Raw genomic sequence first — 12,548 nt, 5'->3', positions numbered from 1 at the left:
CGATGCGCACCCTGATCGCGGGCAACTGGAAGATGCACGGGCTGCAGGCGCGGCTCGGCGAGATTGGCGCGATCACGCGGTCGATTGTGGCCCATCCGAGCGCCGTCGATGTGCTCGTCTGCGTTCCGGCCACGCTGATCACAGGTGCCGTTCAAGCAGCCGGCGGCGTGTTGCAGATCGGCGGGGAGGATTGCAGCGCCGCGGAAGCGGGCCCCTTCACCGGAGATATCGATGCCGCGATGCTGCGCGACGCAGGCGCGACGAGTGTCATACTGGGCCATTCCGAGCGCCGTCAGAACCATCACGAGACCGACGCTATTGTGGCCGCAAAGGTAGCGGCGGCGTGGCAGCATGATCTGGCGACGATCGTCTGCATCGGTGAGACTGAGGCGCAGCGCAGCAAAGGCAACGCGTTGAAGGTCTGCGGCGACCAGCTCGCGGCGAGCTTGCCCGACATGCCGCCCGGCGCGCGCACCTCGATCGCGTACGAGCCTTTATGGGCGATCGGAACGGGCACGATGCCGACACGCGAGCAAATCGCCGAAGTGCTTGGCCATGTCCGCGCGGCGCTCGACTTGCGGTTCGCTAACGCTGCGCAACCGATACGCATCCTCTACGGCGGGTCGGTCAAAGCCGAAAACGCGCGCGCGATACTGGCTACGCCCGATGTCGATGGCGTGCTGATCGGGGGTGCCAGCCTGCGGGCGGAAGATTTCGATGCGATCGTCGAGATCGCACGCGGCCGATCCGCCGGCTAGCGCCGCCTCAAAGCTTCACGCTGTTCAAGCGCAGCCAATTGAGTACGACCGTCAGCGAGATAACGCCATCGCCGCGCCCGCGACCAGATAGAGCACGTCCGCCACCGGCCGATCGCGTTGAATAGAAACGACAAGAAAAGATTCCGCCGGAAGGCGCAGGTAGCTTAACCCCGTTTATATGGGACCGGCAGCAGTTTGAGAGGCTTCTTCACGTCACCTATTCTGCCAAGCGGTCGATAATCGGACAGTTAGGCCGATCATCGCCGTGACAGGCTTGGGCAAGGTCGATCAGCGAGCGTTGCATAGCTTCGAGCGCTTGGGCTTTGCGACCCAACTCGGCCGCGCGCGCTTCCGCCAGCGCCTTCACTTCCCCGCTCGAACGCGCCCGATCGGACCACAGGCCGAGCAGCGTCCTTATCTCTTCGATCGGAAACCCAAGATCGCGGGCGTTGGCGATGAAGCGAAGGCGATGAACGTCGGGGTCGGCATAGTCGCGGTAATTCCCACGCCTTGCCGGCGCGGGCACGAGACCGATCTTCTCGTAATGGCGGATCATGCGCTGCGAGACGCCGCTGGCATCTGATGCCGCTCCGATGTTCATAGCTTCACCGTGTTCAATCGTAGCGCGTTGAGGACCACGGTAAGGGACGAGAGCGCCATCGCCGCGCCGGCTAGCATCGGCGATAGGAGGATGCCCGCCACGGGGTAGAGCACCCCGGCCGCGACCGGCACGCCGATCCCGTTGAACAGGAACGAGAAGAACAGGTTCTGACGGATATTCCGCATCGTCGCCTGGGCGAGCTTCCGCGCTCGCACGATCGCCGACAGATCGCCGCGCGTGAGCGTTATGCCGGCACTTTCGATCGCTACGTCTGTTCCCGTGCCCATCGCTAGGCCCACGTCCGCAGCCGCCAGAGCGGGCGCATCGTTAATTCCGTCGCCGGCCATCGCGACCTTGGCACCGCTCGCCTTCAGCTCGCCGATGATACGCGCCTTGTCTTCCGGGCGCAGACCGGCGCGCACGTCGTCGAGTCCGCCGACAGCGCGGCCGACCGCATCGGCAGTCGTCTGATTGTCACCGGTCAGCATGATGACGCGAAGCCCCTGCTGGCGAAGCGCGGCGATTGCCTCTCCGGCGTTGGCGCGGACCGGATCGGCGACCGCGAGCAAGCCGGCAAGAGCGCCATCGATCGCCACCAGAATGACGCCTGCACCCTCGCCACGATGACGATCGGCATCGGCGTCGAGCGCTTTGGGATCAGCGCCGATCCGGCGCATCTGCTCGGCGTTCCCGATCACGACCGAACGGCCATCGACCTTGGCGCTGACCCCCAGACCGGTTTGCGAGGCGAAGTCCGTGACCGTGCCGAGCTGCAATTCTCGATCCTTGGCGGCAACGACGATCGCGTGTGCGAGCGGATGTTCGGATTGCCCTTCGACGGCCGCAGCAAGCGCTAGCATGTCGTTCTCCACGACCGAGCCGATCGTCTGGACGGCGATGAGCTTAGGCTTGCCTTCCGTGAGCGTGCCCGTCTTGTCGATGACCAGTGTATCGACTTTCTCTAGCCCCTGTAGCGCTTCCGCGTTCTTCACCAGAACGCCGGCCTGAGCCCCGCGGCCCGTCCCGACCATGATCGACATGGGCGTAGCGAGACCCAGCGCGCAGGGGCAGGCGATGACGAGCACGGCAATGGCATTAAGCATGGCGTGGCCCATGCGCGGCTCAGGACCGACCAGCGACCAGACCACGAACGTTGCGATGGAAACCAGCACGACCAACGGCACGAACCAGCCAGACACCTGATCGGCGACTGCCTGGATCGGCGCACGGCTGCGCTGCGCGTCCGCGACCATGCGGACGATCCGCGCCAGCATCGTATCCGACCCGACTGCGCGCGCTTCCATGACGAGGCTTCCCGTGCCGTTGACCGTTCCACCCGTGACGGCCGCCTCAACCTCCTTGAGGACAGGGGCGGGCTCGCCGGTGAGCATGGATTCATCGACCGAGGAGCGTCCCTCGACCACCACGCCGTCAACCGGGATAGCATCCCCGGGACGAACGCGAAGCCGATCACCGGCCGCCACATCGGCAAGGCTGACTTCCTCCTCGGACCCGTCCGATCGCACCCGGCGCGCCGTCTTGGGGGCAAGATCCATGAGGGCGCGGATCGCGCGCCCGGTTGCAGCCCTGGCACGCAGTTCAAGGACCTGTCCGAGCAGCACCAGCGCCACCACTACCCCAGCCGCCTCGTAATAGACCGGGACCACACCGCCGTGCATGCGGAAGGTCGGGGGGAAAATGCCGGGCGCGACCGTCGCGACCAGGCTGTAGAGGAAGGCGGCACCGACCCCGATAGATATCAGCGTGAACATATTGAGATGGCGGGTGCCAAGCGAGGTCCATCCCCGCTGGAAAAACGGCAAGCCCGCCCACAGTACGATCGGGGCGCTCAGCGCAAGCTGTACCCAAGGCGATGCGGCAGCACTGACGACATGGACGCCGAGCATTTCGGCGACCATCGAGATTGCCAGCAGCGGCACGGCGAGCACGCCCGCCACCCACAGCCGACGCGTGAAGTCGACCAGCTCCGGATTAGGCCCATCATCAAGCGACGGTTCTTCCGGTTCGAGCGCCATGCTGCAAATCGGACATGTCCCCGGTCCCTCCTGGCGGATTTGCGGGTGCATGGGACACGTCCAGATAGCCCCCGGCGTCGCCGTTGGCTCAGGCTTCGGCTTGTCGCCGAGATAGGCGTCAGGGTTGGCGACGAATTTTGTCCGGCACCCGGCGCTGCAAAAGTGATAGGTTTGGTCGGCGTGCTCGGCATGATGCGCCGTTTTTGCCGGATCGACCGTCATCCCGCACACCGGGTCCGTAACGGTCGCTGCGCCTTGAGAGACTTTGCCGCCAGCGCAGCAACCTCTAGCCTCAGAGTGATGCTCGTCGTTTTTGGCCGTCTCAGGAGGCCCCTCAGCCGCTCCACCCGAGCAGCTGGCCGCTGGCGCGGGAGAGACATTCGCGGCCGCAGGTTCAGCGGTACTCTGCCCGGAACAGCCGCACCCGCTGGCTTGAGGCGTATGGGAATGAGGGTCGTTCATGGCGTGAAACTCCTTCTACCCGGGGGCATGTAGGGTCTGACATCGTGTCAAGGTCAAGCCTGCCTACTCAGTCTCTGCCCGGCCGGAGCCGATTGTTGCGCCGCCCTGTTTTATCAAGCACGAGCAACAGGGCGGACTTCCGATTCATCATGTAACCAAATCGATGATCTCGCGAAGAAGACTTGGCCGATTGACAGGTTGAGAGGCGCCCCGCAGGAAGTGAATGTGAAGCGCCTGTTCCTTTTCCTGATGCTGATCGGCGTGATGGTCGGGCTGGCTGTGCAGCAGCCGGCCCAGGCGCTTGCCGCGCCGGCAGGTGCGATGGACATGGCAGCGATGGCAACCAGCGACATGGCATCCATGCCGGACTGCATGTCAGCGGCGGAGAAGAACGCAGCCCACAAGCCGTGCAAGTGCGGCTTGGCCGGCTGCATCGCCATGATGGCGTCGGGCGGACCGATGATGCTGTCCGACGCATCGATGGTTCTCCAGGCTGCGGCCCGCTCCGATCGTGACGAGCAGATCGGTATCTTCGCAGCCTTACGGGGCCGTTCGACCGCTCCGGAACCAGAACCGCCTTCAATCCTGATCTGATTTCAAGTCCGCGCGCGTGCCCGTCACGCGACCCGGCGCGCATGCGCCGGGTACGACGCGATGTGAACTCTAGGATCAGGACATGACGAAATGCGAACCCCCTTACGCCGCCGCGCGTCGCGCGCGCTGGTATGGCTCGCGCTCGCGTCGGTCAGTATGCCGGCGATTGCCGGACCGCTGACCTTCGACGCGGCACTCCAAAAAGCTGCTGCCGACGCGCCGTCGATCAAGGCGAAGTCGCTCGGCGCCGATGCTACGCGATCGGCGCGAAGCGCCGCGGGGCAGTTGCCCGATCCCAAGCTCGCGCTCGGGATCGACAGCTTTCCGATCTCGGGACCGCTCGCGTTCGAGCCGCAGCGCGATAACTTCACCTGGGCGCGCGTCGGTGTCTCGCAGGACATTCCCAATCTCGCCAAGCGTCGCGCGCAACGTGGTCGCGCCGAAGCGGACATAGGCGTCGCCGACGCAGAGACCGGCGTGGTGGCCCGCATCGTCAAGGTTCAGGCCGCGCTTGCCTGGATCAGTCTCGCTTATGCCGGGCAGCGACTTGCAGCGCTCGACACGGTGCTCCAACGGCTCGAGCGCTTCGTCAAAGCGTCGCCCGGTGCGGTCGCGTCGGGGGCGTCGCGGCCAGCGCAGGTGCTCGCCGGGCGCGAAGCCGTTGCGAAATTACAGGACCGGCGCGACGAGCTGGTGTCGATGGTCGGCCGCGCGCGCGCGGACCTCACGCGCTGGACGGGCGAAGCCGACCCCGACATCGCAGGTCCTATCCCGAACTTCACGGTAGAGCCGGCGCGCCTGCGCGCGTCGCTTCGCGAGCATCCGACGCTGGTGTTGGCCGGTGCCACGATCGGTCGCGCGGATGCCGACCTCCGCATCGCCGAGGCCGAACGGCGTTCCGATTTCGGCGTCGATCTGTCCTACCAACGCCGCGATCCCCGGTTCGGCGATTACGTGTCTGCCGGGGTTACGATCGGCCTGCCGTTGTTCAAAAAGCGGCGTCAGGAACCGTTGATCGCGGCCCGCGCTGCCGATGCCAACAGTGCACGCGCCGGCGCAGATGCCAGTTTGCGCGAACTGACCGCCGATCTCGAAGCAGGTCTTGCCGATCACGCGATGCACCACGCGCAATGGTCGCGCGCTCGGGACGTGCTGGAGCCGCTCGCCGAGCAGCGGGTGACGCTCGAGACCGGCAGTTACAGCGCCGGGCGCGCCACGCTCACCGACATCGCCGACGCGCATGCCGCGCTTGCCGACGCGGTCCTCACCACGCTCGATCGCAGAGCGACTGTCGCCGCGGATGGCGCGCGGCTCATTCTCCTGTTCGGGAGCGCGGACCAATGACCACGTCACTTCAACGGTCGCAGATCGCTGCGACGCTTGCCGCTGTCGCCCTCGTCGCGGGCGCTGGAGGCTATTATCTGGCTGGAACGCGCAATGGGACACCTGCCGCCGGGACGCCGGATACTCCTCGCAAGCCGCTCTATTATTACGACCCGATGGTGCCGCAGGAGCATTACGACGATCCGGATTCCCTGTCGTCGATGGGGATGAAGACGGTCCCCAAATATGCCGACGCGAGTAGCGGCCCAACGGCAAAGCCAGGCGTCACGGTCGACCCTTCGGCAATGCAGAGCCTCGGCATTCGGCTTGCGACCGCAACCACCGGCACGTTGGCCGGCACGCTCGATGTGACCGGCGCGATCGACTTCAATCAGCGCGACATCGCAATCGTGCAGGCACGTGCCGCAGGCTTCATCCAGCGCGTCTATGGCCGCGCACCGGGAGACATAATTCGTGCCGGGGCGCCGATCGCCGACGTGCTGGTCCCCGAATGGGGCGGCGCGCAGGGCGAATATGAAGCGGTGCGCAAAACCGGCGATCCATCGTTGATCGCTGCCGCACGCCAGCGTCTGCGACTGGTCGGCATTCCGGGCGGCGTGGCGGGCGGGCGCGGGATGACCACCATCCGCAGCCCGATCGGGGGCGTTATCCAGACACTCGATGCCCGCGCCGGCGTCACGCTCGCGCCCGGCCAGACGCTCGCGCAAGTCAACGGCCTCGGCACGGTCTGGTTGAACGCTGCGGTGCCGGAAGTGCGCGCGAGCGCTGTCCAAGTCGGGCAGACGGCGACGGCCGATCTGGCGGGGTTCCCCGGTGAGCGTTTCACCGGCCGCGTAATCGCCGTCTTGCCGACGACGCAGGCGGACAGCCGAACGCTCACTGTACGGATCGAGCTGCGTAACCCGGGTGGTCGCCTGCGCCCCGGCATGTTCGCGACCGTCCATCTAGGCGGCACGTCCGACACCGCGCTGCTGGTGCCGACCGAAGCCGTAATCCGCACCGGCAAGCGCACGCTCGTCATGCTCGCCGACGGCAAGGGTCGTTTCCGACCGGCCGAGGTCCGTATCGGGCGCGAGGCGAGCGGTCAGACCGAAATCCTCGCAGGACTGGCGGCAGGGGAGAAGGTCGTCGCATCGGGCCAGTTCCTGCTCGACAGCGAGGCGAGCCTGACCGGCATCGCCGCGCGCCCGATCACGGGGGACACGAAGTGATCGCGAGGATCATCGAGGCGTCCGTCAAGGCGCGCGTCCTCGTCCTGCTCGCAGCCCTCGCGCTGATCGTCGTCGGGGTGGGCGCGCTCCGCTCGACCGCGGTCGATGCGCTGCCCGACCTGTCCGACGTTCAGGTCATCATCCGCACCACCTATCCGGGCCAAGCCCCACAGATCGTCGAGAACCAGGTCACCTACCCGCTCGCGACGACGATGCTGTCCGTGCCGGGCGCGCGCGTGGTGCGCGGCTATTCGTTCGTCGGCGACAGCTTCGTCTATGTCCTGTTCGACGACGCAACCGATCTCTATTGGGCGCGCAGCCGGGTCCTCGAATATCTGAGCCAGGTACAAAGCCGCCTGCCCGAAGGTGCAAAGGCATCGCTCGGCCCGGATGCTACCGGGGTGGGCTGGGTCTATGAATATGCGTTGGTCGACCGGACCGGGCGTCACGACCTCGCACAGCTCCGCAGCATCCAGGACTGGTTCCTGCGCTACGAATTGAAGACCGTGCCGGGGGTCGCCGAGGTCGCGAGCATCGGCGGGATGGTGAAAGAGTATCAGGTCGTCCTCGATCCGCAGAAGCTGGCCGCTTACGGGATCACCCACGAGGCGGTGACCGAGGCACTGAAGCGCGGCAACCAGGAGAGCGGCGGATCGGTCCTCGAGATGGCCGAGGCCGAATATATCGTCCGCGCGACCGGCTATCTGAAGACGCTCGACGATTTCCGCAGCGTGCCGCTCAAGACGGTTGGCGGCGTGCCCGTGACACTCGGCGACGTCGCCACGATCCAGATCGGTCCGGAAATGCGGCGCGGGTTGGCCGAGCTCAATGGCGAGGGCGAGGTCGCAGGCGGCGTCATCGTGATGCGCCAGGGCAAGAACGCGCGCGAGGTGATCGACGGGGTACGCACCCGGCTCGAGGAATTGAAGAAGAGCCTGCCACCCGGCGTGGAGGTCGTCACCACCTATGACAGGTCGGGCCTGATCGATCGCGCGGTCGACAATTTGCGCAGTAAGCTGATCGAGGAGTTCATCGTCGTGGCGCTCGTCTGCGCGCTATTCCTCTGGCACGTTCGATCGGCGCTGGTCGCCATTCTTACGCTTCCGCTCGGTATCCTCATCGCCTTCATTGCGATGCGCGTGCAGGGACTGAACGCCAATATCCTCTCGCTGGGCGGCATCGCCATCGCCATCGGCGCAATGGTCGATGCGGCCGTCGTCATGATCGAAAACGCGCACAAGCATCTCGAACATTGGGCGCACAATCATCCCGATGAGACATTGGCGGGTGCCGAGCGCTGGCGCGTGATCACCGCGGCAGCGGTCGAGGTCGGCCCGGCGCTGTTCCTCAGCCTTCTCATTATCACTTTCTCGTTCGTGCCGATCTTCTCGCTTCAGGGTCAGGAGGGGCGGCTGTTCGCGCCCCTCGCCTTTACCAAGACCTATGCGATGGCGGGTGCGGCGATCCTGTCGATCACGCTGATCCCGGTGCTGATGGGGCTACTGATCCGCGGACGCATCCCGTCCGAGAATGCCAACCCGATCAATCGCGTCCTCACCCACATCTACCGTCCGGCGCTCGACTGGGTACTGGTGCGGCCGAAAGAGGCGCTGGTCATCGCCGGCCTCGTGTTTGCGACCAGCCTCTGGCCGATCAGCCAGCTAGGCGGCGAGTTCATCCCGCAGATGAACGAGGGCGACCTGCTCTACATGCCGTCCGCGCTGCCCGGGATCTCGACCGCCAAGGCCGGCCAGCTTCTCCAGCTCACCGACCGGCTCATCAAGACCGTACCCGAAGTGGAAAGCGTGTTCGGCAAGGCCGGCCGCGCCGACACCGCGACCGACCCTGCCCCGCTCGAAATGTTCGAGACCACGATCCGCTTCAAGCCCAAGGATCAGTGGCGCGCGGGCATGACGCAGGACAAATTGATCGATCAGCTCGACAAGGCGGTGAAGGTGCCGGGCCTCGCCAATTTCTGGATTCCCCCGATCCGTAATCGGATCGAGATGCTGTCGACCGGCATCAAGAGTCCGATCGGCATCAAGGTGGCAGGCGCGAACCTCGCCGAGATCGATGCGGCCGCGCGCGAGATCGAACAGGTCGCGAAGACCGTACCAGGCGTGGGGTCGGCGCTGGCCGAACGGCTCACCGGCGGGCGGTATATCGATGTCGATATCAACCGGGCCGCCGCGGCACGCTATGGCCTCAACGTTGCCGACGTGCAGTCGATCGTGTCGGGCGCGATCGGCGGCGAGACGATCGGCCAGACCGTCGAAGGGCTCGCGCGGTATCCGATCAGCGTGCGTTATCCGCGCGAGCTGCGCGATAGCATCGAGGGTTTGCGCAACCTGGCCGTGCTGACGCCGGCAGGGCAGCAGATCACGCTCGGCACCGTCGCCGACGTCCGCATCACCGATGGACCGCCGATGCTGCGCAGCGAGAATGGCCGGCCGGTGACGTGGATCTATATCGATGGACGCGGCGCGCCGCTCACCACCATCGTTCGTGATCTGCAGAACGCGATCGCCGCCAAGGTGAAACTGCCGCCCGGCGTCAGTGTCACCTATACCGGCCAGTTCGAGTATCTGCAGCGCGCAGTCGAGCGATTGAAGATCGTCGTTCCGGCGACCTTGGTCATCATCTTCCTGCTGCTCTACGCGACATTTCGCCGGCTCGATGAAGCCGCGCTGGTGATGGGCACGCTCCCGTTCGCGCTCACCGGCGGTCTATGGCTGCTCTATCTGCTCGGCTACAACCAATCGGTCGCGACCGGTGTCGGGTTCATCGCGCTCGCCGGTGTCTCAGCGGAGTTCGGCGTGGTGATGCTGATCTACCTCAAGCATGCGCTGGATGCCCGAGGCCCGGTGCCGGACGATGCCGAGGTCGAAGCTGCCGTGCGCGAAGGCGCCCTGCTTCGTGTCCGGCCCAAGGCTATGACGGTCGCGGTGATCCTGGCTGGCCTGTTTCCGATTCTGATCGGTACAGGCACCGGCTCCGAAGTGATGAGCCGGATCGCGGCTCCCATGATCGGAGGCATGCTCACCGCACCGTTGCTCTCGATGCTGGTACTGCCGGCAGCGTTCCTGCTGCTGCGGCGCTCCCGGCGTTCCCCTCACCCTTCGACCCCAGTCCCACCGCTGCAAAGGAATACGCTATGAAGAAGACCCTGTTGGCATTCGCCGTCCTCGCGGGCCTCACGACGACCACAGCATCGGCGCAGTCGAGCGCTTCCATGCACGGCATGCCGATGAAGGGGACCGTGAAGGTCGGTCGCGGCAGTGGCGTCGTGACCGCGATTGATCCCAAAGCCACCAAGGTGACGATCCAGCATGGGCCGATCGCGGCATTGGGCTGGCCTGCGATGACGATGGCGTTCACGGCAATCCCACCGACACTGCTCAAAACCGTGAAAGTCGGACAGCGAGTCGACTTTGCCATGCGGATGCGCGGCTCCGCGGCAGAGGTCACAGCTATCCGAGGTCGCTGATTGCGGCCAGTGAAGCATCCTTCGGCACTGTTGACGGACATAGCGTCCCAACTAAGCACCAAGATATTGGGACGTAGGATATGCGGGAGCAGCGCGCAAAAGCGGCTGATCGGCCACCCAGGCTACCCTTTGAGGTAGCCTGAAAATCGCGGGCGGCCATTGGCGGGCCGCCCGGTTCCCCGGAGATTCAGGAGATCGATCACCCACGCCGGGTGATTCAGACAAGTCGTTAGAACGGCGATGCCGCTTTCGGTAGCGTGTGCGCATGAGTTTCAGCATCGAGCTCGCGGCGATAGACGCCGCTCGCAATTGTCGGCGACGCTACTGCGTCGAAGCGCGACAGGATTTGTTCGGCGCTTGGTTGGTGACGATCACGTTCGGTCGCCTTGGGACAGCCGGCCGATCGATCACGCACGTCGCCGATGATGAGCGCCAGGCGCGCAGGCTCGTCATCGCTTGCCTGCGCGTCCGCGCGACCGCACCGCGGCGGTTCGGGGTCGCTTATTGTCAGCGCGCCCGCTCGGTATCCCCATCATGGTCGGATATCGCGTTCGAAGGACCGGTCCAGCCCGCAACGGTTAATCCCGCTTCCGCCTGATCCAACCACTCGTCGATCGCGGCGCGCAGTGCCGCGCTGATATTAACGAAGGAGCGGCGTCCGTCATCGACATCGCCGACCTTCGAAATCAGTTCATCTTCGACGAGTAGATCGACATATCGATTGGCCGTCGTAGGCGCGACGCCGCTGGCGAGGCAAAGGCTTGAGACATCGACGCGCCGTCCCTCGCGATCGGCGATGTAAAGGTCGAGTATCATATCCCAAGTCGGTTCGCCGAGGCGGAGGCTTTTCAGCGCCTTCGATCGGCGCCGACGGCTTCCCAAGACCCATTTGGCGAAGGCCAATCGTCGCGCCGGCTGATCGCCAGGAGGTGCCGCTGCTTGCATGATGACGGATTCGATGAGTGTACGCGGCAGGCGCACGTTGACGTCGATCAGGTCTAAATCGGGGCTTTCCATTGTGATCTAAGCCCCCGTCGCTGTTCGGGTGTGGCGTCGCGCGGGAGGCGATAAGTGCCCATCGCGAGGGCAGCGAGGGCTAGGTACGCGTATATTCCAAGCCCCGTGTGATAGGCGAACAGCTGGGTTTTGGGCAGGGCGGCCCCGGCCAGAGTAATAACGATATCGGCGAGTGCGAAGCCTGAAGCCCAGATAGGCCAGAAGCGGGTGGTGTGCGTAGCAAGCCAGAAAAAGACAGCCAAAACTCCAAAATCGATGATCGTCACCAGGTAGTGGGCCGGTGCCCACGCCCCGGAGAAGGCAAGCCTCACCACCGCAGTGGTGAGGCACCCGAACAGGTTTACCACAGCACCGACCCGTTCCGGTCTCCCGCCTCGCCACAGCGCAAAGCTGCAGATTGCGAAGAGAGTGCCATTGAAGGCACAGGCAAGGATTATACGAGTATCCATCGCACCACCTGCGCATATGTTTCGCTCCTTGGCAAAGCTACTCAGGCCACGACCACAGCCAAGGATTCCTGCGGCTCGATTGCCGGCTTTGGCAGGCTCTCCCCCCAATCAGTTTCGGTAAGACCCAGCCCCACGCCTACCTTCTCGATGCTGAGATGAGCGCGCAGTGCCATCTGCTCCTGGCTTTCGACCAATGCCGCCAGAGCGCTCACTGTCGCTTTGACCGTGCGATGGACGATCGCCGGAGAAAGCTTGTGGGTCTCGGTCACATCGAGCGTCGTCAGCAGAAATTGCGCAGTGTCGCGCGCCGCCATGTTGATCGAGCGCTCCGCACGCCGAAGGTCCGTTGCCACTACGCGGCTCGAGCTTGCCAGGTCATTCATTTCACGCCTCCCAGGGCGCATACGGCGCCGCTGTTATCGATGGACGCCGAACAAGAGCTCGAGGGCGATGATGACCATGGCAGCGACGGTAATGGCGACCGGAGCGGCGATCGCGATGATCACGCCCCAGGCCAGCACCTGCTGCCACGTCAACGTGTTCGTCGATCGTGCCTTGGTCGGCACCGGCAGTGGAAGCGGCCAGAACG

12 protein-coding genes are annotated in these 12,548 nt (G+C 65.0%); 7 read left to right on the top strand and 5 right to left on the bottom strand.

The window, feature by feature from the left end:
• Positions 1 to 2: 2 nt before the first annotated feature.
• Positions 3 to 758, top strand: a complete 756-nt coding sequence (gene tpiA / locus RH90_RS21290) for a triose-phosphate isomerase (RefSeq protein WP_010188994.1) — start codon at positions 3 to 5, stop codon at positions 756 to 758.
• A 217-nt stretch (positions 759 to 975) separates the two neighbouring features.
• On the opposite strand, the gene RH90_RS21285 is transcribed toward tpiA, so the two are convergent.
• Together RH90_RS21285 and RH90_RS21280 are read right to left on the bottom strand one after the other, a co-directional pair.
• Positions 976 to 1,359 (bottom strand): MerR family DNA-binding protein, encoded by a 384-nt coding sequence (locus tag RH90_RS21285; RefSeq protein ID WP_010188993.1) that lies wholly within the window; start codon positions 1,357 to 1,359, stop codon positions 976 to 978.
• On the bottom strand, positions 1,356 to 3,626 hold the full coding sequence (locus RH90_RS21280) for a heavy metal translocating P-type ATPase (RefSeq protein ID WP_086011239.1): 2,271 nt from the start codon (positions 3,624 to 3,626) through the stop codon (positions 1,356 to 1,358). Before RH90_RS21280 ends, RH90_RS21285 begins: the two co-directional genes overlap by 4 nt.
• A 456-nt stretch (positions 3,627 to 4,082) precedes the next feature.
• Between RH90_RS21280 and RH90_RS21275 the strand changes: the two genes are divergently transcribed.
• From RH90_RS21275 to RH90_RS23040, 6 genes are all read left to right on the top strand, one after another.
• Positions 4,083 to 4,451 (top strand): hypothetical protein, encoded by a 369-nt coding sequence (locus tag RH90_RS21275; RefSeq protein WP_010188990.1) that lies wholly within the window; start codon positions 4,083 to 4,085, stop codon positions 4,449 to 4,451.
• Positions 4,452 to 4,541: 90 nt separating this feature from the next.
• On the top strand, positions 4,542 to 5,795 hold the full coding sequence (locus RH90_RS21270; protein ID WP_010188988.1) for a TolC family protein: 1,254 nt from the start codon (positions 4,542 to 4,544) through the stop codon (positions 5,793 to 5,795).
• Positions 5,792 to 7,006, top strand: a complete 1,215-nt coding sequence (locus RH90_RS21265) for an efflux RND transporter periplasmic adaptor subunit (protein ID WP_010188986.1) — start codon at positions 5,792 to 5,794, stop codon at positions 7,004 to 7,006. The genes RH90_RS21270 and RH90_RS21265 overlap by 4 nt, the downstream gene beginning before the upstream one ends.
• Positions 7,003 to 10,164, top strand: a complete 3,162-nt coding sequence (locus tag RH90_RS21260) for an efflux RND transporter permease subunit (protein WP_010188984.1) — start codon at positions 7,003 to 7,005, stop codon at positions 10,162 to 10,164. Before RH90_RS21265 ends, RH90_RS21260 begins: the two co-directional genes overlap by 4 nt.
• Positions 10,161 to 10,493: a copper-binding protein gene (locus RH90_RS21255; protein WP_010188982.1), complete on the top strand. Its 333-nt coding sequence runs from the start codon at positions 10,161 to 10,163 to the stop codon at positions 10,491 to 10,493. Before RH90_RS21260 ends, RH90_RS21255 begins: the two co-directional genes overlap by 4 nt.
• Before the next feature lie 265 nt (positions 10,494 to 10,758).
• Positions 10,759 to 11,091, top strand: coding sequence for a WGR domain-containing protein (locus tag RH90_RS23040; RefSeq protein WP_010188979.1), 333 nt, complete (start codon positions 10,759 to 10,761; stop codon positions 11,089 to 11,091).
• On the opposite strand, the gene RH90_RS22345 is transcribed toward RH90_RS23040, so the two are convergent.
• The 3 genes from RH90_RS22345 to RH90_RS21240 all read right to left on the bottom strand — a co-directional run bounded on the left by RH90_RS22345 (position 11,001) and on the right by RH90_RS21240 (position 12,342).
• The gene (locus RH90_RS22345; protein ID WP_010188977.1) at positions 11,001 to 11,510 is read right to left on the bottom strand and encodes a MarR family transcriptional regulator; all 510 of its coding nucleotides are present in this window, start codon (positions 11,508 to 11,510) and stop codon (positions 11,001 to 11,003) included. The two genes, RH90_RS23040 and RH90_RS22345, sit on opposite strands and share 91 nt — an antisense overlap.
• Positions 11,492 to 11,857 (bottom strand): hypothetical protein, encoded by a 366-nt coding sequence (locus RH90_RS22340; protein WP_232280472.1) that lies wholly within the window; start codon positions 11,855 to 11,857, stop codon positions 11,492 to 11,494. Before RH90_RS22340 ends, RH90_RS22345 begins: the two co-directional genes overlap by 19 nt.
• A gap of 143 nt (positions 11,858 to 12,000) precedes the next feature.
• Positions 12,001 to 12,342: a hypothetical protein gene (locus tag RH90_RS21240; RefSeq protein ID WP_010188974.1), complete on the bottom strand. Its 342-nt coding sequence runs from the start codon at positions 12,340 to 12,342 to the stop codon at positions 12,001 to 12,003.
• Positions 12,343 to 12,548 lie beyond the last annotated feature (206 nt).

The organism is Sphingomonas sp. PAMC 26605, from assembly GCF_000241485.1.
Lineage (GTDB): Bacteria > Pseudomonadota > Alphaproteobacteria > Sphingomonadales > Sphingomonadaceae > Sphingomonas.
This window is presented reverse-complemented; position numbering and strand designations above follow the sequence as displayed.